Annotated in this window: 19 protein-coding genes; 13 read left to right on the top strand and 6 right to left on the bottom strand. The window is 71.2% G+C overall.

The window, feature by feature from the left end:
• Window positions 1–43: 43 nt before the first annotated feature.
• A protein-coding gene (prfB, locus tag JNK30_RS16105) for a peptide chain release factor 2 (protein WP_293483682.1) occupies window positions 44–1154 on the top strand; the annotation gives its coding sequence in 2 pieces (ribosomal slippage) (window positions 44–112 and window positions 114–1154; 1110 coding nt in all).
• Between the two features lie 161 nt (window positions 1155–1315).
• On the opposite strand, the gene JNK30_RS16100 is transcribed toward prfB, so the two are convergent.
• The 4 genes from JNK30_RS16100 to tyrS form a co-directional block, all read right to left on the bottom strand.
• Window positions 1316–1726 carry a polymer-forming cytoskeletal protein gene (locus tag JNK30_RS16100; RefSeq protein WP_293483680.1) on the bottom strand — a complete coding sequence of 137 codons (411 nt, stop codon included), beginning with the start codon at window positions 1724–1726 and terminating at the stop codon, window positions 1316–1318.
• Window positions 1707–2861: a M23 family metallopeptidase gene (locus tag JNK30_RS16095; RefSeq protein ID WP_293483679.1), complete on the bottom strand. Its 1155-nt coding sequence runs from the start codon at window positions 2859–2861 to the stop codon at window positions 1707–1709. The genes JNK30_RS16100 and JNK30_RS16095 overlap by 20 nt, the downstream gene beginning before the upstream one ends.
• Window positions 2862–3000: 139 nt before the next feature.
• Window positions 3001–3462 (bottom strand): peroxiredoxin, encoded by a 462-nt coding sequence (locus tag JNK30_RS16090; protein ID WP_293483678.1) that lies wholly within the window; start codon window positions 3460–3462, stop codon window positions 3001–3003.
• 11 nt (window positions 3463–3473) lie between these two features.
• Window positions 3474–4739 (bottom strand): tyrosine--tRNA ligase, encoded by a 1266-nt coding sequence (tyrS, locus tag JNK30_RS16085; protein ID WP_293483684.1) that lies wholly within the window; start codon window positions 4737–4739, stop codon window positions 3474–3476.
• A gap of 242 nt (window positions 4740–4981) precedes the next feature.
• Between tyrS and JNK30_RS16080 the strand changes: the two genes are divergently transcribed.
• From JNK30_RS16080 to JNK30_RS16055, 6 genes are all read left to right on the top strand, one after another.
• Window positions 4982–6088, top strand: coding sequence for an anhydro-N-acetylmuramic acid kinase (locus JNK30_RS16080; protein ID WP_293483677.1), 1107 nt, complete (start codon window positions 4982–4984; stop codon window positions 6086–6088).
• 72 nt (window positions 6089–6160) lie between these two features.
• Entirely contained in the window at window positions 6161–7981 is a 1821-nt protein-coding gene (locus JNK30_RS16075; RefSeq protein WP_293483676.1) for an NAD(P)/FAD-dependent oxidoreductase, read from the top strand.
• Between the two features lie 54 nt (window positions 7982–8035).
• A complete protein-coding gene (locus tag JNK30_RS16070; protein ID WP_293483675.1) occupies window positions 8036–9583 on the top strand; it encodes an AbgT family transporter in 1548 nt (515 codons plus the stop codon).
• Window positions 9584–9735: 152 nt separating this feature from the next.
• Window positions 9736–10440, top strand: a complete 705-nt coding sequence (locus JNK30_RS16065; protein ID WP_293483673.1) for a response regulator transcription factor — start codon at window positions 9736–9738, stop codon at window positions 10438–10440.
• Window positions 10441–10450: 10 nt separating this feature from the next.
• On the top strand, window positions 10451–12034 hold the full coding sequence (locus JNK30_RS16060) for a HAMP domain-containing sensor histidine kinase (RefSeq protein WP_293483671.1): 1584 nt from the start codon (window positions 10451–10453) through the stop codon (window positions 12032–12034).
• 64 nt (window positions 12035–12098) lie between these two features.
• On the top strand, window positions 12099–12302 hold the full coding sequence (locus JNK30_RS16055) for a hypothetical protein (protein ID WP_293483669.1): 204 nt from the start codon (window positions 12099–12101) through the stop codon (window positions 12300–12302).
• On the opposite strand, the gene JNK30_RS16050 is transcribed toward JNK30_RS16055, so the two are convergent.
• Window positions 12299–12667, bottom strand: coding sequence for a nuclear transport factor 2 family protein (locus JNK30_RS16050; RefSeq protein WP_293483667.1), 369 nt, complete (start codon window positions 12665–12667; stop codon window positions 12299–12301). The two genes, JNK30_RS16055 and JNK30_RS16050, sit on opposite strands and share 4 nt — an antisense overlap.
• Window positions 12668–12754: 87 nt before the next feature.
• Between JNK30_RS16050 and JNK30_RS16045 the strand changes: the two genes are divergently transcribed.
• Entirely contained in the window at window positions 12755–13495 is a 741-nt protein-coding gene (locus JNK30_RS16045; protein ID WP_293483665.1) for a hypothetical protein, read from the top strand.
• 28 nt (window positions 13496–13523) lie between these two features.
• Here the strand turns inward: JNK30_RS16045 and JNK30_RS16040 are convergent, their stop codons facing one another.
• Window positions 13524–14174 (bottom strand): alpha/beta hydrolase, encoded by a 651-nt coding sequence (locus tag JNK30_RS16040; RefSeq protein ID WP_293483663.1) that lies wholly within the window; start codon window positions 14172–14174, stop codon window positions 13524–13526.
• A 144-nt stretch (window positions 14175–14318) separates the two neighbouring features.
• Between JNK30_RS16040 and JNK30_RS16035 the strand changes: the two genes are divergently transcribed.
• The 5 genes from JNK30_RS16035 to JNK30_RS16015 form a co-directional block, all read left to right on the top strand.
• Window positions 14319–14756, top strand: coding sequence for an Rrf2 family transcriptional regulator (locus JNK30_RS16035; protein ID WP_293483661.1), 438 nt, complete (start codon window positions 14319–14321; stop codon window positions 14754–14756).
• Complete coding sequence (locus JNK30_RS16030) at window positions 14753–15880, top strand: cysteine desulfurase family protein (protein ID WP_293483659.1); 1128 nt, start codon at window positions 14753–14755, stop codon at window positions 15878–15880. The genes JNK30_RS16035 and JNK30_RS16030 overlap by 4 nt, the downstream gene beginning before the upstream one ends.
• The gene (gene sufB / locus JNK30_RS16025) at window positions 15880–17349 is read left to right on the top strand and encodes a Fe-S cluster assembly protein SufB (RefSeq protein ID WP_293483657.1); all 1470 of its coding nucleotides are present in this window, start codon (window positions 15880–15882) and stop codon (window positions 17347–17349) included. Before JNK30_RS16030 ends, sufB begins: the two co-directional genes overlap by 1 nt.
• Window positions 17346–17750, top strand: coding sequence for a hypothetical protein (locus tag JNK30_RS16020; RefSeq protein ID WP_293483655.1), 405 nt, complete (start codon window positions 17346–17348; stop codon window positions 17748–17750). Before sufB ends, JNK30_RS16020 begins: the two co-directional genes overlap by 4 nt.
• Before the next feature lie 2 nt (window positions 17751–17752).
• Window positions 17753–18105: ATP-binding cassette domain-containing protein (locus JNK30_RS16015; RefSeq protein WP_293483653.1), on the top strand; the 353-nt coding region annotated here is incomplete at its 3' end.

The raw sequence follows: 18105 nt of genomic DNA, 5'->3' as shown, positions 1-18105 counted from the left end.
CGCAGGCTAGAGCCCGCGGCTCTGGTTTTTGGGAGTTCTCTCCATGAGAGCGGATGTCGAGGCCGCCAAGGCCGACATCGAGCAGTCGATCGAACTGCTCAGGAGGCGTCTTTGACTGGGATGTCGCGCTTCGCAAACTCGATGAACTGAACGCACGGGTCGAGGACCCGACTCTCTGGGACAACCCGGCCGAGGCGCAGGCCGTGAGCCGCGACCGTTCGCGGCTGGCCGCGTCGGTCGGCGCGGTGCAGTCGCTGCAGAGCGACCTCGAGGACGCGCTGGGCTACGCCGAACTGGCCGACGAGGAAGGCGACGAGGCCAGCCTCGAGGAGGCGCGCGCGCAGCTGAAGGAGATCAAGGAGCGGGCCGCCCGGGCCGAGCTCGAGGCGCTGCTGTCGGGCGAGGCGGACGGCAACGACGCGTTCGTGGAAATCAACTCCGGCGCTGGCGGCACCGAGTCCAACGACTGGGCCGGCATGCTGCTGCGCATGTACACCCGCTGGGCGCACGCCCACGGGATGGAGGTGGAGTTCCTTGAGGAGACGTCGGGCGAGCAGGCGGGGATCAAGTCGGTGACCCTGCAGGTGAAGGGCACGAACGCCTACGGCTGGCTGAAGACGGAGGGCGGGGTGCACCGCCTGGTGCGGATCTCGCCGTTCGATGCGGCGGCCAAGCGGCATACCTCGTTCGCGTCGGTCTGGGTCTATCCGGTGGTGGACGACACCATCGAGATCGAGATCAATCCCGCGGACGTGCGCACCGACACCTACCGCGCCTCGGGCGCCGGCGGGCAGCACGTGAACAAGACGGACTCGGCGGTGCGCCTGACGCACATCCCCACGGGCATCGTGGTGGCCTGCCAGAACCAGCGTTCGCAGCACCAGAACCGCGACCAGGCCTGGAAGATGCTGAAGGCGCGCCTCTACGAGGCCGAGCTGGAGAAGCGCGAGGCGGCGCAGCAGGCGCTCGAGGACCAGAAGACCGACATCGGCTGGGGCCACCAGATCCGCAGCTACGTCCTGCAGCCGTACCAGATGGTGAAGGACCTGCGCACCGAGGTGGAGACCAGCGACACCCAGGGCGTCCTGGACGGCGACCTCGACCAGTTCATGGGCGCCGCCCTGGCCCAGCGCGTCGGCGCGACGCGGGAGTAAGCCCTTCCCGCTGCGCGGGAAGGGGAGCGGCCGACGCGGCCGATCGACCGGGCCGGACTGACGTCACACGGTGTGGCTTGCCCGCTCCACCGCTCGCTCTTCGCTGCGCTCGGGGAGCGGTCCCCCTCTCCCGCTTCGCGGGAAAGGAAGGGAAGGGGAGGCTACTCGGCGGCGACGACGCTGAGGGCCGGGGCTTCCTCGGCGGGCGGCACGAGCGCCAGGCTGCGGCCCTCGAAGTGCGCGCCGGCCTCGACGGCAAGCTCGGTGTGGCTGATGTCGCCGTCCACGCGGGCCGTGGCCCACAGCTTCACGCGGCGCGCGCAGATGACGCCGGTGACGCGCCCCCGGATCTCGACGGCGTCGGCATGGATCGCGCCGGTGACGCTGCCCGGCTCGCCGATCGTCAGCAGGCCGACGCGCAGGTCGCCCTCCAGGGCGCCGTCGAGGTGGAGGTCGCCCCGGGTTTCCAGGTTACCGACGATGCGGACGCCCTCGGCGATCAGCGACGCCGGCTCGGGCTTGCGCGCCGCGGGCAGGTCGGGTGCGGCGTCCCTAGTGCTCTTGCTGAACATATTGCCCCGCCTTCAGGAACCGGCTGGGGTTCTGGGCCCGGCCGTTGACCCACACTTCATAGTGAAGGTGCGTTCCTGTCGAGCGTCCCGTGGATCCCATGGCGGCGATCCGCTGGCCGACGCCCACGCGCTGGCCAGGGCGAACCGAGAAGCCGGACAGGTGGGCGTAGCGGGTCTTCAGGCCGCGGCCGTGGTCGATCTCCACCACGTTGCCGTAGCCGGACCGCTGGCCGGTGAAGGACACGACCCCGGGGCCCGTCGCGAAGATCGGCTGCGCATGGCCGCCGTTGAAGTCGAGGCCCGAGTGATAGGCCGGCCGGCGGGTGAAGGGATCGAGCCGCACGCCGAAGCCGCTGGTCTGGGCGCCGGACGCGGTCGGTCGCCCGATCGGCAGGTCCTGGGCCGCGTTGGCGAGCTGCTTGGATTCGTTGAGGTCGCGCGCCGCCCGCTGGATGCGCACGGCGAAATCCTCGTCGACGTCCAGGACGGCCGCCAGGGCGCGCGGGTCCTTGGAATCGATCAGCGGACCGCCCAGCGAGCCGCTGCGGTCGGTGAAGCTGGACGGCGAGAGGCCGGCCATCCGGAAGGCGAGGCGCAGCCGGTCGGCGCGGCCCTTGGCGAAGCTGTCGGCGGCCTCGAGCAGCTGCTCCTGGCCGATGCGCACCATCTCCACGCGCCGCACGGGGCTCGCGTCCTGGGCGGCGAGCGCGCGGTTGATCGCCGGCGTCAGCGCCTCGGCCGCGCCGGGCGCGCCCTTGATGTCGGTGAGCAGCATGGCGAGCGCCGCGTGGCGCTTCTCGATCTCCGCCGCCAGGTCGGCGCTGGAGCCCGACGCGGCGTTCAGGCGCGCCATGGCGCTGTCGAGCCGGGCCTGGCGATCCGCCACATAGCGTTCGGACTGCGCCTTGAGCTGGGCGATCTCGCGATCCGCGGCCGAGGCCGAGAGCAGGTTGACCAGCATGGCGGCCGTGCTCACGCCCATCCAGAGGGCGCCGCCCGCGACGCCGGCGGCGATGAGCATCTGCTTGCGGGTGGTGAGGACGAAGGCCTTCATCGCCCCGCCGGACCGCACATAGAGGTGCCGTTCCGGAAACAGCTCGACGAGCGCGCGCTTGAGCTTCGCCAGACGTTCCATGCGTTCTGCTAGAAGTCCCCGACCCCGAACCCGCGCGATATGCGATGACTTTTCCGCGACAGGCAACCCGCTTCGGGACCGCTTTGGGCGCAAAGCGTCAAGATGCCGCCAGGTTGACATCGATAAGCGGAAACGCGGCTCAGAGGCCCCTGGCGGCGTCCAGGACCGCCTGGGCGTGGTTCGGCACCTTCACCTTGCGCCAGACCTTCGCCGTCTTGCCGTCCCGGATGAGGAAGGTGGAGCGGTCGATGCCCATGTACTTGCGGCCGTAGAGGCTCTTCTCCACCCAGGACCCGTAGCGCGCGATGGTCTCGCCGTCCGGGTCGGACGCCAGCGTCACGCCGAGGTCGTACTTGGCGGCGAACTTCCGGTGCGCGGCGATGGAGTCCTTGGAGACCCCGATCACCGTCACGCCCGCCTTGGCGAACTCGGGCGCCAGGGCCGTGAAGTCCTGCGCCTCCTTCGTGCAGCCCGAGGTGTCGTCCTTGGGATAGAAGTAGAGCACCAGGGTCCTGCCCGCGAAGTCGGCGAGCTTCACGCGTCCGTCGGGCGTCTCCAGGTCGAAATCGGGCGCTGCGGCGCCTTCGGTCACGGTCGTCATGGCTCCACTCCTCAGACGGGCTTCACGAGCACGATCTTCTTCTTGCCGGCCGCGAGCTTGACCACGCCCCCGGCGAGGTCGGCGGCGGTGACGAGGCGGTTGGCGTCCGGTTCGGGCCGATCGTTCACCCGCAGGCCGCCGCCCTGGGCCAGGCGGCGCGCCTCGCCCTTAGAGCCGGCCAGCCCCGCCGCGACGGCCAGGTCGGCCAGCTGGACGCCGGCCTCGAGGTCGGCGCGCGGCGTCTCGTGCGTGGGCAGGTCCGCGGAGAGGCCGCCCTCCTCGAACGCGGCCTGGGCGGCGGCCGCGGCCTTCTCGGCCTCGGCGGCGCCGTGCAGCATCCGCGTGGCCTCGCCCGCGAGCACCTTCTTGGCGTCGTTGATCTCCGCGCCCTGCAGCGCCTCCAGCCGGGCGATCTCGTCCAGCGGCAGGTCGGTGAACAGCCGCAGGAAGCGGCCCACGTCGGCGTCCTCGGTGTTCCGCCAGAACTGCCAGTAGTCGTAGGGGCTGCGCATGTCGGCGTTCAGCCAGACGGCGCCGGCGGCGGTCTTGCCCATCTTCGCGCCCGAGGCGGTCGAGAGCAGCGGCGTCGTCAGCCCGAAGGCCGGCTTCTGGTCGACGCGGCGGATCAGCTCCACGCCGTTCAGGATGTTGCCCCACTGGTCCGAGCCGCCCATCTGCAGCAGGCAGCCGTGGCGGCGTTCCAGCTCGAGGAAGTCCACCGACTGCATCAGCATGTAGTTGAACTCGAGGAACGTCATCGGCTGCTCGCGCTCGAGCCGCGCCTTGACGCTGTCGAACGCCAGCATGCGGTTGACCGTGAAGTGCACGCCGTAGTCGCGCAGGAACTCCACGTAGCCGAAGCGGGAGAGCCACTCGTCGTTGTCGACCATGATGGCGTCCGTCGGTCCGTCGCCGAAGCTCAGGAACTTGGCGAACACGGTCTTGATCGAGGCGATGTTCGCCTGGATCTGCTCGTGGCTGAGCAGGGGCCGCGACTGGTCCTTGTCGGTCGGGTCGCCGATCTTGGTGGTGCCTCCACCCATCAGCACGATCGGCTTGTGGCCGGCCTGCTGCAGGCGGCGCAGCATCATGATCTGGATCAGCGAGCCCACGTGCAGGGACGGCGCCGTCGCGTCGAACCCGATGTAGGCGGTGACGACGCCGCTGCCTGCGGCCTCGTCCAGCTCGGCCGGGTGGGTGATCTGATGGATGTAGCCGCGGGCCTGCAGCACGCGCAGGAACTCGGACTTGAACGCGGGCTCGGGCATTCGGGACATCTCGTGATCGGGCGCGGCGGCGTCTAGCACAGGGCGACCGGGGATATCGAGGGACATGGCAGGCTCCGGTGAAGGTTGAAGCCGGCGGTCGCGGGGAGACTTGCGAAGCGGCGCCGGCCGAAGGGCAGGCGCGTGGGATCGGACGCCTGCTACGAGGGCAGGCGGTAATAACGGCCGAAGCGGTCGGTGCGTCCGATCATGGCGGCTAGCTACGCGGCCGGGCTCGTGGCAGTCAAGTCGCCATGCTGGTGCTGGGATTCATGACGGGGACCTCCCTCGACGCCGTCGACATGGCGGTGCTCGACACGGACGGCGAGAAGATCCTCAGCTTCGGGCCGGCGGGCGAACGCAAGCTGAGCGACGCCACGCGCAACGTGGTGCTGGAGGCCACCCAGCAGGCGCTGGCCTGGGAGCGCGGCCGCCCCGAGCCCCCCATCTTCGTGCACGCCGCCGAGATGATCGCCGAGGAGCACTTCGCCGCCGCGGAGGCGTTCCTGCAGGCGGCGGATCTCTCGTGGCCCGACTTCGACCTCGTCGGCATGCACGGCCAGACGGTCCTGCACGAGCGGCCGGAGCCCGGCGGGCTGGGGCGAAGCGTGCAGCTCGGCGACGCGGCGCTGCTCGCCAGGCTGTGCGGCCGGACCGTCGTCCACGATTTCCGCTCGGCCGACGTCGCCGCGGGCGGGGAGGGCGCGCCGCTCGCGCCGGTCTACCACCTCGCCCGGATGAAGGCGTCGGGCCTGGAGCCGCCGCTGGCGGTGCTGAACCTCGGCGGGGTGGCCAACGTCACGCTGTGGACCGGCGGGGACGAGCTCACCGCCTTCGACACCGGTCCCGGCAACGGCATGCTGGACCTGCTGGTCCAGCGAAGGGGCGCCGGCCGCTACGACGCCGGGGGCAAGTACGCCAGCGTGGGCCGTGTCGACGAGGCCGTGGTCAGGGGGCTGCTGGCGCACCCCTACTTCACCGCGCCCCCGCCCAAGTCGCTCGACCGCCACGCCTTCTCGCTGGAGCCGCTGGAGCCGCTGCAGCTCGAGGACGCCGCGGCCACCCTGGTCGCCTTCACCGCCGAGGCCGTGAAGCGCGGGTTCGAGGCGCTGGGCGCCGCGCCGCGGGAAGTGATCGTGACGGGCGGCGGCCGGAACAACCCCGAGATCATGCGGGCGCTGGCCGAGCGGCTCCCGGCGCCGGTCCGGCCGGCGGAGGATCACGGCTGGCGGGGCGATGCGATCGAAGCCGAGGCGATCGCCTATCTCGCGGCCCGCGCCCACCGGGGCCTGCCGATCTCGTTCCCGGCGACGACGGGCGTTCCGCGGCCGATGACGGGCGGCAGGCTCGTTCGGCCGTGACCCCACGTCACGCTTGCGGTTCGAACGCCTGTTCGGCACGCTGAACGCTGATAACACAAGCGGGAGGACGTGATGGCGGACGACAAGCCGGAGATCACGGGCGGCGACGACCTGGGCTTCGATCCGAACGCCCTGGCGGCGAGGTATCGCGCCGAACGCGACAAGCGCGTCCGGGCCGAAGGCAACGAGCAGTACGTCGAGATGGCGGGGCAGTTCGCCCACTACCTCGAGGACCCCTACGTCCCCGCGGGCTTCACGCGCGAGCCGCTCACCGACGACACCGAGGTGGTGATCATCGGCGGCGGGTTCGGCGGCCTGCTGGCCGGCGCGCGCCTTCGCGAGGCGGGGCTGCAGGACCTGCGCATCATCGAGAAGGGCGGCGACTTCGGCGGCACCTGGTACTGGAACCGCTACCCGGGCGCGGCCTGCGACATCGAGAGCTACGTCTACCTCCCGCTGCTGGAGGAGGTGGGCTTCATGCCCGAGCGCAAGTACTCGCGCGCGCCGGAGATCATGCAGTACAGCCGCAAGATCGCGGAGAAGTACGACCTCTACCGCAACGCCTGCCTGCAGACCGAGGTCAAGGCCGTCCGCTGGGACGCCGACGCCGCGCGCTGGATCATCGAGACGAACCGCGGCGACGCCATGCGGGCGAAGTTCGTGATCATGGCCAACGGTCCGCTGCATCGGCCCAAGCTGCCGGGGATCCCGGGGGTCGAGGGCTTCAAGCGCCACAGCTTCCACACCAGCCGCTGGGACTACGACTACACCGGCGGCGACTCGCTGGGCGGGCTGACGAAGCTGAAGGACAAGCGCGTCGGCATCATCGGCACCGGCGCCACCGCCGTGCAGTGCGTGCCGCACCTGGGCGAGTGGGCGAAGGAGCTCTACGTCTTCCAGCGCACGCCCTCGTCGATCGACGTGCGCAACGACCGGCCCACCGACCCGAACTGGGCCGCGAGCCTGAAGCCGGGCTGGCACCAGCACCGGATGGACAACTTCAACATCCTGGTCTCGGGCGGCTTCGCCGAGGAGGACCTGGTCAACGACGGCTGGACCGACATCATCGGCAACATCCTGCTGCTCGCGCGCCGCAAGGCCGAGCGGGGCGAGCCGGTGGAGAACCCCGCCGCGCTCATGCAGCTGGCCGACTTCAAGAAGATGGAGCAGGTGCGGGCCCGCGTGGACCAGGAGGTCAGGGACCCCGCCGTCGCCGAGGCCCTGAAGCCCTGGTACAACCAGTTCTGCAAGCGGCCGTGCTTCCACGACGAGTACCTGGCCACCTTCAACCGGCCCAACGTGCACCTGATCGACACGCAGGGCCGCGGCGTCGAGCGGATCACCGAGACCGGCGTCGTCGCCAACGGCCAGGAGTTCGAGGTCGACTGCCTGATCTACGCCACCGGGTTCGAGGTGGGCACCGACTACGCCCGCCGCGCCGGCTACCAGGTCTACGGCAAGGACGGGCAGACGCTGTCGGGCAAGTGGGCGAACGGCATGGAGACCTTCCACGGCTTCCACGTCCGCGGCTTCCCGAACCTGTTCGTGGTCTCCACCGGACAGTCGGGCTTCTCGGCCAACTTCCCGCACATGCTGAACGAGCAGGCGCAGCATCTCGCCTACATCGTCCGGCACGCGGTGGACCGGCAGGTGCGCACCCTGGAAGCCTCGGCCGAGGCCGAAGCGGCCTGGGTCGACACCATCGTCAAGCTCTCGGTGATGCGCGACGCCTTCCTCAAGGAATGCACCCCCGGCTACTACAACAACGAGGGGAAGGTGGAGCTCATGAACAAGAAGAACACCTCCTACGGCGCGGGGCCGGTGGCCTTCGCCAAGGTGCTCGAAGACTGGCGCGCCGAGGGCGGCCTGAAGGGCCTCGAACTCAACACCTGATCCACCCGATGCGGGAAGCTTGACCATGCCGATGGGGCGTGGTCGCTTCGCCGCGTGGGGCAGTCCGACCGTCAGCCGGGGCGACGAGGAAGCCGACTGCTCGACGCTGTCGAGCGGTTCGGCAACGCGCTGCCGGACCCCATCTTCATCTTCCTCGGCCTGATCGCCATCCTGGTGGTCCTCTCGGGCGTCGGGGCGGCGCAGGGCTGGTCCGCCGTGAACCCGGTCACGGGCGAGCGCCTGGTCGTCCAGAACCTGCTGTCCGAGGCCAACGTGCAGCGGCTGCTGGTCGAGATGCCCCGGACCTACACCGGCTTCACGCCCTTCGGGATCGCGATCACGATCATGCTCGGCGCGGTGGTGGCCGAGCGCAGCGGCCTCATGGCGGCGCTCATCCGCGCGAGCCTCGCCCGGGTCGCCCGGCCGGTGATGACGCCGGTGGTCTTCCTGGTCGGCGTGCTCTCGTGCCACACGGTCGACGCCGGCTTCCTGGTCTACGTGCCGCTGGCCGGCCTGGTGTTCGCCGCGGGCGGGCGCAATCCGGCGCTGGGCGTTCTCGTCGGCTTCTCGGGCGCCGCCGTCGGCCTTTCCGGCAATCTCTTTCCCGGCCAGGTGGACGTGCTGCTGCTCAGCATCACCGAGACGGGCGCGCGCCTCCTCGCGCCGGACTGGACGATGAACCCGCTGGGCAACTGGTGGTTCAGCGCGGCCCAGGCCGTGCTGTTCACCGCGATCGCCTGGACGCTGTTCGATCGGGTGCTGGGGCCCCGGCTCGGCGCGTGGTCGGGCGAGGGCGGTGCGGCGCCCAACGAGCCCCTGTCGGCGGACGAGCGGCGGGGCCTCGCGGCGGCGGGCGTGGCGGCGCTGCTGGTGGCCGGCCTGTTCGCGGCGCTCACGACCTGGCCCGGCTACACCCCCCTTTACGACGAGGCGTCGTCCCCGGCCCAGCGTCTCCTGCCGTTCTATCGGAGCCTCGCGGGCGGGCTCGCCCTGCTGTTCTTCGTCTGCGGCTGGGTCTACGGCGCGGCGGTCGGACTGGTGCGCTCGCACCGGGACGTGGTGGAGCTGATGGTGCGCGGACTCGAGCCGTTCATCCCGTACCTCGTGCTGATGTTCTTCGCGGCGCACTTCGTCGCCATGTTCGGCTGGTCGAACCTGGGCCCGATCACCGCCATCGCCGGCGCGGAGCAGCTGCGCGCGATGAACGCGTCGCCGGCGATCCTGCTGCCGGTCCTGACCACCATGTCGGCCTGGCTCGACTTCCTGATCGCCTCGGCGTCGGCCAAGTGGAGCGCGGTCGCGCCCGTGGCGGTGCCGATGCTGATGCTGCTCGACATCTCGCCCGAGATGACCACGGCGGCGTACCGCATCGGCGACGTGGTCACGAACCTGATCTCCCCGATGAACCCCTACTTCGTGCTCACCCTCACCTACGCGAGACGCTGGATGCCGCAGGTGGGGCAGGGGACCATGCTGGCCCTTCTCCTGCCGCTTGCCGCGGCGCTGTACGTGGGCGGCATGGCGCTCACGATCCTGTGGGTGGCCCTGGGCATCCCGGTAGGCCCCGGCGCGCCGGTCGCCTACAGCCTGCCGCTGGGCTGAGGGCGTCTGCACCGGATCTGCACGTCAACGGGTCGGCCTGCCCACGCGGCCTCCAAGCCAGGGGCCGCAACGCGGCCATAGGCTGGTCGTCGTCCGGGCGCCGTCCGGACCGCCGCATTGACCTCGAACGCGAACCCGAGAACATGACCTTCATGCCCCAGGTCCTCGTCGTCGACGACGATCCGCACATCCGCCAGCTCCTGGTCTTCGCGCTCGAGAAGGCGGGCCTCACCGCGCGCGAGGCCGAGGACGGCGAGGCGGCGCTCGCCCAGGTCTCGAAGGCCGCGCCCGACCTCGTGGTGCTGGACATCAACATGCCCAAGCTCGACGGCCTCGAGGTGTGCCGGCGGCTCCGGGCGCAGGGCGACCTGCCGATCCTGTTCCTGTCCTCCCGCGACGACGAGATCGACCGGGTCCTCGGCATCGAGCTGGGCGGCGACGACTATGTGACCAAGCCCTTCAGCCCCCGCGAGGTGGTCGCCCGCGTGCAGGCCATCCTGCGCCGCGCGCGCGCCGCGCCGCCTGCCGCCAAGGCCGATGCGCCGATCGTGCACGGCCGCCTGACGCTGGATCCGGAGAGCTGGGTCGCGCGCTGGAACGAGGACGAGGTGGGCCTGACGGTCACCGAGTTCGGCATCCTCAAGATCCTGCTGGGCGCGCCGGCCCGGGTCTTCACCCGCGACGCCATCATCGACCGGCTGCACGGCCCGGGCTTCGCCATCACCGACCGCACCATCGACAGCCACGTGCGCAACCTGCGGGGCAAGTTCGCGGCGCTCGGCGCCCACGATGTGGTCGAGACCCGCGCCGGCGTCGGCTACCGGCTGGGCGCGTGCCAGGGCGGGCCGGCCGCATGACGACCCCGCGGTGATCGAGGCCTTCAAGGACTGGGTCGGTCGATGGTGGCCCTCGCTGCGGCTGCGCTGGATCCTGTTCGCGGTGCTCCTGTTCGCCGCCGCAATGCCCGGCCTCGCGGCCCTCTACCTGCGCGTCTACGAGAACACCCTGGTGCGCCAGACCGAGGCCGAGCTCGTCGCCCAGGGCGCGGCGCTGGCCGCCGTCGCCTCGGTGAACTGGCCCGGCGCGCCGCCGCCACGGCCCAAGCCCGCGAAGCCGCCTGACGGCTACTACCGGCCCGAGTTCACCACCATCGACCTCAATCTGGGCCAGGTGCTCCCCGAGCGGCCCTGGGCGCGGAAGACGCGCAACGCCCTCGATCCCGATGCGGTCTACGTGGCCCGCCGGATCAACCCGGTGGTCGAGCGCACGCTGCAGACCACCCTGGCCTCGGTCTACATGCTGGACCGCCGCGGCTACGGCGTGAGCGGGCAGGGGTTCGGGCGCGACTACTCCGCGCTCCCGGAGGTCCGCTGGGCGCTCGCGGGCCGCCCCTACACCGTGATGCGCGTGAACGGCGACCTCGGCGCGCGGCAGTCATCGTTCGAGTGGCTCTCGAAGGCCTCCGGCATCCGCCTGCACCACGCGCGCCCGATCGTCGTGGCCGGGCGGGTGGAGGGCGTGCTCCTGCTCAGCCGCTCGCCGCGGGCGCTGTTCCGGGGCCTCTACGAGGATCGCGGCAAGATCATCTTCGGCGCGGCGCTCATCTTCCTGGTGCTGGTGGTGCTGTCGGGGCTCGTGTCGCGCGGCGTCAGCCGCCCGATCGAGAAGCTCTCGGCGGCCTCGCGGGAGGTCGCGGCGGGGGGCGGCGAGATCCCGCCGACCCCCAGGACCGCGGCCCGCGAGATCCGCGACCTCTATGCCGACTTCCGCGCCATGGCCGAGCGCATCGAGCGCCGCAGCGGCTACCTGCGCGACTTCGCCGCCGCCGTCAGCCACGAGTTCAAGACGCCGCTCGCGGGCATCACGGGCGCCGTGGAACTGCTGCAGGACCACTTCGAGACCATGTCGCCGGTGGAGCGCCGGCGCTTCCTGGCCAACATCGCCGGCGACAGCGAACGGCTGTCGCAACTGGTGACGCGGTTGCTGGACCTGGCGCGGGCCGACATGGCGCTGCCGGAGTCGGGCGTCGTCTCCGAGGTCGGGGATCCGCTGCGGCGCGCGGCGGACGCGCAGGCCGGCGAAGGGTTCTCGGTCACGCTCGATACGCCCCCCGACGCGCCCCTGGTGGCGGCGCCGGCCACCACGCTCGAGACGGTGGTCACGATCCTGCTGCAGAACGCCCGCCAGGCCGGCGCCACGGTCGCCACGGTGCGGGTCTCGGCCGAGGGCGAGCGCGCGGTGGTCACCGTCTCCGACGACGGGCCGGGCGTCCCGGCCGCCGACCGGGAGCGCCTGTTCGAGCCGTTCTTCACCAGCCGCCGCGCCCAGGGGGGCACCGGCCTCGGCCTGCCGATCGCCCGGTCGCTCCTGGCGGCGAGCCACGGCGGGGTCGAACTGGTCGACGGTCCCGGGGCGACGTTCCGCGTCACCCTTCCGCGCGCCACGGCCTGACGCTGCACGGATTCTCCATCGCGCTCCCGGCGGGCCCTGCACGGCGGGGATGGACACTCGGGCCATGGACGAGTCCCCGACACCCACGGCCGGCGGCTTCCGCCTCTCCCTCGCGGCCGCCGGGGAGGCCTGGTCCTGGCGGCTGACCACGCCTGAAGGCGGTCGTCTCGGCGGTCTTGCCCCCGACCCCAGCGCCGCGTGCCGGTCAGCCGCCTTCGCCGCCGCGGTCGCGGCCGCGCTGGACCGGGCGCGGTCGCGCAGGATCTAGCTCAGGGTGACGTAGAGCTCGCTCTCGATCACCCACTGTCCCGTGACCTTGCGCCAGACGGCGAGGTAGGTCCCGCGGAGGTCCCGGTCCCTGACCGTCCAGCGGCCCCGCTCGGCGGCGCGCGCGCCGGCCGCGTCCAGCTGCACGTCCTCGGTCTCGCGGACGTAGGCGGTGAAGCCCGGCTCCGCGAACTGGGCGGCGAAGGCGGCGATGACCTCGTCGGCGCCCAGGATCAGTCCGCCGTCGCCCACGATCACCTTGGCCTCCGGCGCGAAGAACGGCCGCAGGCGCGCCGCCTCGTGGGCCGCGATCAGCTTGTTGGTCAGCTTGCGCCGGGCGCGGATCGCATCTGCCGGATGGGTCATCGCCGTATCGTTCCCTCGCAGGCGCCCGAAGCTTCACGTTGCGGCAGCCTAGTGACACTCTGCGCCCAACGAACAGGGGGACGGAACATGACTCAACAGGCGATCGGCGCCCGCGCCCGGTCAGACGCGGGGGCCCGGCTCTACGTCGGGACCGCCTATCTGGTGGCCGCGCTCATCTTCGTGGGCTTCGCGCCCTCGTACTACCTGAAGGGCCTGATCAACGCGCCGCCGCCGCTGTCGGCCCTGACCATGGCGCACGGCGTGATGTTCACCGCATGGACGCTGCTCTTCGTCGTGCAGGCGTCGCTGATCGGCGCCGGCCGGCCGCGGCTGCATCGCCAGCTGGGCATGGCGGGCGCGATGCTGTTCGGGGGCATGGTGGTCCTGGGCCTGTCGACCGCGATCACCGCCGCCCAACTGGGCCACGTGCCGCCCGCCTCGCCGGAGCCGCTGCGGTTCATGGCGCTGCCGGTGATGGGGATGATCGCCCTGGCGTTCCTGGTGGGCCTGGCCCTGACCCTGCGGGCGCGCCGCGATCACCACCAGCGGCTGATGCTGGCGGCCTTCATCATGATCGCCCAACCCGCCATCGGCCGGATGTTCGTGCCCGCGGGCGTGCCGGAATGGCAGGCGATGGGGTCGTTCCTCGTGGTGGAGGCGATCCTCGCGGCGGTGATCGTGCTGGACTGGCGCGATCAGCGCCGGGTGCATCCGGCCTGGCTGGTGAGCGCCGGCACGCTGGCGGCGATGCACGTGCTGGTGGCCTGGGCGTTCACGGGCCCGGCGCTGTGGATGGACTTCGCCGCCTGGCTGACCCGCTCGGCCTGAGGCCGCGCCAGCCTCGCCCGGGCCCGCGCTAGGCGGGCTGGGCGGCCAGGCGCTTGTCGAGGTAAGTCCCGACGCGGCTTTCCACGTCCGGCAGGTTCTCCATCCAGAAGTGGCTCGCGCCGTCGACCACGTCGTAGTCGATGACGATGCCCTTCTGGGTGCGCAGCTTGGAGACCACGCGCTCCACGTCGATGGGCGGAACGACGGTGTCGTTCTGGCCGTGCAGGATCAGGCCCGAGGCGGGGCAGGGGGCCAGGAAGCTGAAGTCGTAGGCGTTGGTCGGCGGGCTCACCGAGATGAAGCCGTCCGTCTCGGGCCGGCGCATCAGGAGCTGCATCCCCACCCACGCGCCGAACGAGTAGCCGGCGACCCAGCACTGCGAGGCGGCGGGGTTGGTGGACTGGAGCCAGTCCAGCGCGGTGGCTGCGTCGGCCAGCTCGCCGATGCCGCCGTCGAACTCGCCCTGGCTGCGGCCGACGCCGCGGAAGTTGAACCGCAGCACCGAGAAGCCACGCTTCATGAACAGGTGGAAGAGCTGCACGGCGACGGGGTTGTTCATCTGGCCGCCGGCCTTGGGGTGCGGGTGCAGGATCAGCGCCACCGGCGCCGTCTCGCTCTTGCCCTGGGAGTAGCGGCCCTCGATCCGGCCGGCCGCTCCCGTCAGCACCACTTCAGGCATGCGATCCTCTTTCCCAGAATACTTGACTGCCCTACTCGGTCTTCCTAAGTCGCAACCATCCGGCGCGACCGGTCCCGCGAGGGCGCGGGGCTCATAACATAGGACGTCCCGGATGCGCGCGAAAACTGCATTGGGCCGATCCTCATGCGTCTCTCCACGAAAGGCCGCTACGCCGTGATGGCCATGGCCGACCTGGCGCGTCGCGAGAGCGAGGCGGTCCGCGCGGTGGCCCTGGCCGACATCGCCGCGCGCCAGGAGATCTCGCTGAGCTACCTCGAGCAGCTGTTCGCCCGCCTCCGCCGCAAGGGGCTGGTGAAGAGCGCCCGCGGCCCCGGCGGCGGCTATCGGCTCGCCCGCGAGGCCTCGGCCACCAGCATCGCCGAGATCGTCCACGCCGTGGACGAGCCCCTGCGCGCCACGCGCTGCGGCGCCGGCAAGGGCTGCATGGTGCGCGGCGAGCGCTGTCTCACCCACGACCTCTGGGCCGACCTGGGCGACCGGATCGAGGACTATCTGGCCTCGGTCAGCCTGGCCGACGTGGTCGGCGGCCGGCTTCGCCGCGACCGGCAGGCGGCCGCATGAGCGTCTACCTGGACCATAACGCGACGGCGAAGGTCCGGCCCGAGGCGATCGCGGCCATGACGCGGACCATGGAAGCCGTGGGCAATCCCTCGTCGATCCACGCCGCCGGCCGCGCCGCGCGCGCGGCTATGGAGCAGGCCCGCGAGCAGGTGGCGCGCCTCATCGCCGCGCCGGCGTCGACCGTCGTCTTCCTGAGCGGCGGGACCGAAGCCAACGCCCTGGCGATGGAAAGCGCCGTCGCCGCCGGCACGAGGCGGCTGATCGTCTCGGCCGTCGAGCACGACAGCATCCGTGAAGGCGCCGCCGCGTCGGGCGTCGCGGTCGAGACGCTGCCGGTCACCCGCGACGGAACCGCCGACCTCGACTGGCTGCGCGAGCGCCTGGGCCGCTGGGACGCGGCCGACGGAAAGCCCTTCGTCGCCCTGATGCTGGCCAACAACGAGACCGGCGTGATCCAGCCTGTGCAGGCGGCCTCCGCGATCGTGCGCGCCGCCGACGGCTGGCTGCACGTGGACGCCATCCAGGCGGCCGGCAAGATCCCGGTGGACAGCCGCGCGCTCGGCGCCGACACGCTCTCGATCTCGGCTCACAAGATCGGCGGGCCCCAGGGCGTCGGCGCCCTCACGTTCGGCCCGCGCGCCACCCTGTCGCGTCGCCAGCATGGCGGGGGGCAGGAGCGCGGCCGGCGCGGCGGAACGGAGAATCTTCCCGGTATCAGCGGCTTCGGCGCAGCGGCTGAGATCGCCGCCGAGGGCCTCGCCGGCCAGGCCGCCTTCCGCGACGCGGCCGCCCAGCGCCTGAAGGCGACCGGCGCCGTGGTGATCGGCGAGGCGGCGCCGCGCCTGCCCAACACCCTCTGCGTCGCCGCGCCCGGGTGGACGTCGGACCTGCAGGTCATGGCGCTCGACCTGGCCAGCGTCATGGTCAGCGCCGGCTCGGCCTGTTCGTCGGGCAAGGTGAAGGCCTCGCCGGTGCTCACGGCCATGGGCCTGGAGGACCTCGCCCCCTGCGCCATCCGCGTCTCCGGCGGCTGGTGCTCCACGGCCGCCGAGTGGGACCGCTTCGCGGACGCCTGGCTCGAAGCCCACGCCCGCCACACGGCGCGCCGGAAGGAAGTCGCCTGATGGCCGCCGTCAAGCAGACCGTCGAACACGTCGCCGCGCTCGAGAAGTACAAGCACGGCTTCGTCACCGACATTGACCAGGAGTACGCGCCCAAGGGGCTCAACGCCGACATCGTCCGCTTCATCTCGGCCAAGAAGGACGAGCCCGAGTGGATGCTTCAGTGGCGCCTGGAGGCCTTCGAGCGCTGGCTGGCGCTGGAGGAGCCCGACTGGGCCAAGGTCAGCTTCCCGCGCATCGACTACCAGGACAGCTACTACTACGCCGCCCCCAAGACGAAGGCCGGCCCCAAGAGCCTGGACGAGGTCGATCCCGATCTGCTCGAGACCTACAAGAAGCTGGGCATCCCGCTCCGCGAACAGGAAGTGCTGGCCGGCGTCGAGGGCGCGCCGCGCTATGCGGTGGATGCGGTGTTCGACAGCGTCAGCGTGGTCACCACGTTCAAGAAGGAGCTGGCCCAGGCCGGCGTCATCTTCTGCTCCATGAGCGAGGCGATCCGCGAGCACGGCGACCTGGTGCGCCAGTACCTGGGCTCGGTGGTCCCCGTCAGCGACAACTACTTCGCCTGCCTGAACAGCGCGGTCTTCTCGGACGGCAGCTTCGTCTACGTGCCGCCGGGCGTGCGCTGTCCGATGGAGCTCTCCACCTACTTCCGAATCAATGCCGAGAATTCCGGCCAGTTCGAGCGCACCCTGATCATCGCCGACAAGGGCGCCTACGTCTCGTACCTGGAGGGCTGCACGGCCCCGATGCGCGACGAGAACCAGCTCCACGCCGCCGTGGTGGAACTGGTCACGCTCGACGACGCCGAGATCAAGTACTCCACCGTCCAGAACTGGTACCCGGGCGACCCGGAGACCGGCAAGGGCGGCATCTACAACTTCGTCACCAAGCGCGCCGACTGCCGCGGGGCGCGCTCCAAGGTGTCCTGGACCCAGGTCGAGACGGGCTCGTCCATCACCTGGAAGTACCCCTCGTGCGTCCTGCGCGGGGAGGGCAGCTCGGGCGAGTTCTACTCGATCGCCATCACCAACGGCCGCCAGCAGGCCGACACCGGCACCAAGATGATCCACCTGGGCGCCAACACCCGCTCGCGGATCATCTCGAAGGGCATCAGCGCGGGCAAGAGCAGCAACACCTACCGCGGCCTCGTCTCGGCCCACCCCAAGGCCAAGGGCGCGCGCAACTTCACCCAGTGCGACAGCCTGCTGATCGGCAAGCACTGCGCGGCCCACACCGTGCCCTATGTCGAGGCCCGCAACGGCCAGACGGTCTTCGAGCACGAGGCGACCACGACGCGGCTGTCCGAGGACCAGCTCTTTTACGCCATGCAACGCGGCCTCTCGCAGGAAGAGGCGGTGCAGCTGCTGGTGAACGGCTTCGTGAAGGACGTCCTCCAGGAGCTGCCGATGGAGTTCGCCGTGGAAGCCCAGAAGCTGGTGGCGATCAGCCTCGAAGGGAGCGTCGGATGACCGCGGCCACGAGGAAGCCTCCGGCGCTGACCCTGAAGGACGCCTTCGAGACCGAGTTCGCGCGTCGCGACGCCGAACGGGCGGCGCGCGAGGAGGCCGAGCGGGCGCAGCAGGCCGCCGATCTCGCGTCGGCCCAGGCGCTGCATGCCGCCGTGAGCGCCGACGGGGACTTCCTGGCCGTCCGCGGGCTCACCGCCGACGTGCGCCGCTACACGGTCTCCCTGGACCACGCGCTCTTCCGCATCGCCGCCTACTTCGAGGCCGGCCGGGCCAGCGTGACCCTGTCCGACAAGCGCACCGCGAGCCCCGGCTCCACGGCGCCCCGCAAGCAAGAGATCGTCGAGAGCGTCGAGGACGCCCTCAAGGTCATGGCCAACTTCCTCGCCGACGAGACCCGCTGAAGATGCTTTCCGTCAAAGACCTGCACGCCGAGGTGGGCGGCGCCGAGATCCTCAAGGGGCTGTCGCTCGACATCCCCGCCGGCGAGGTGCACGCCATCATGGGGCCGAACGGCGCGGGCAAGTCGACGCTGAGCTATGTGCTGACCGGCCGTGACGGCTACGAGGTCACGCAGGGGTCCGCCACGCTGGACGGCGAGGACCTGCTGGCGCTGGAGCCGAACGAGCGGGCGGCCAGGGGCGTGTTCCTCTCGTTCCAGTATCCGCTGGAGATCCCGGGCGTCCCGGCGCTGACCTTCATCCGCACGGCGCTGAACGCCCAGAAGAAGGCCCGCGGCGAGCCCGAGGTCACGGCGCC

The sequence above is a fragment of the Phenylobacterium sp. genome (assembly GCF_016793225.1).
In the GTDB taxonomy this organism is placed as follows: domain Bacteria; phylum Pseudomonadota; class Alphaproteobacteria; order Caulobacterales; family Caulobacteraceae; genus Phenylobacterium.
Note: the sequence above shows the minus strand (reverse complement) of the source record. Positions and strands in the feature narration are given on the sequence as shown.

Bases quoted from the DNA above. Each gene is read 5' to 3' on its own strand.
- JNK30_RS16080 (WP_293483677.1), top strand. From the start codon at position 4,982: ATGCTGGTGCTGGGATTCATGACGGGGACCTCCCTCGACGCCGTCGAC.
- sufB (WP_293483657.1), top strand. From the start codon at position 15,880: ATGGCCGCCGTCAAGCAGACCGTCGAACACGTCGCCGCGCTCGAGAAG.
- JNK30_RS16075 (WP_293483676.1), top strand. From the start codon at position 6,161: ATGGCGGACGACAAGCCGGAGATCACGGGCGGCGACGACCTGGGCTTC.
- JNK30_RS16095 (WP_293483679.1), bottom strand. From the start codon at position 2,861: ATGGAACGTCTGGCGAAGCTCAAGCGCGCGCTCGTCGAGCTGTTTCCG.
- JNK30_RS16100 (WP_293483680.1), bottom strand. From the start codon at position 1,726: ATGTTCAGCAAGAGCACTAGGGACGCCGCACCCGACCTGCCCGCGGCG.
- JNK30_RS16045 (WP_293483665.1), top strand. From the start codon at position 12,755: ATGACTCAACAGGCGATCGGCGCCCGCGCCCGGTCAGACGCGGGGGCC.
- JNK30_RS16040 (WP_293483663.1), bottom strand. From the start codon at position 14,174: ATGCCTGAAGTGGTGCTGACGGGAGCGGCCGGCCGGATCGAGGGCCGC.
- JNK30_RS16065 (WP_293483673.1), top strand. From the start codon at position 9,736: ATGCCCCAGGTCCTCGTCGTCGACGACGATCCGCACATCCGCCAGCTC.
- JNK30_RS16050 (WP_293483667.1), bottom strand. From the start codon at position 12,667: ATGACCCATCCGGCAGATGCGATCCGCGCCCGGCGCAAGCTGACCAAC.
- JNK30_RS16055 (WP_293483669.1), top strand. From the start codon at position 12,099: ATGGACGAGTCCCCGACACCCACGGCCGGCGGCTTCCGCCTCTCCCTC.
- tyrS (WP_293483684.1), bottom strand. From the start codon at position 4,739: ATGTCCCGAATGCCCGAGCCCGCGTTCAAGTCCGAGTTCCTGCGCGTG.
- JNK30_RS16090 (WP_293483678.1), bottom strand. From the start codon at position 3,462: ATGACGACCGTGACCGAAGGCGCCGCAGCGCCCGATTTCGACCTGGAG.
- JNK30_RS16035 (WP_293483661.1), top strand. From the start codon at position 14,319: ATGCGTCTCTCCACGAAAGGCCGCTACGCCGTGATGGCCATGGCCGAC.
- JNK30_RS16020 (WP_293483655.1), top strand. From the start codon at position 17,346: ATGACCGCGGCCACGAGGAAGCCTCCGGCGCTGACCCTGAAGGACGCC.
- JNK30_RS16030 (WP_293483659.1), top strand. From the start codon at position 14,753: ATGAGCGTCTACCTGGACCATAACGCGACGGCGAAGGTCCGGCCCGAG.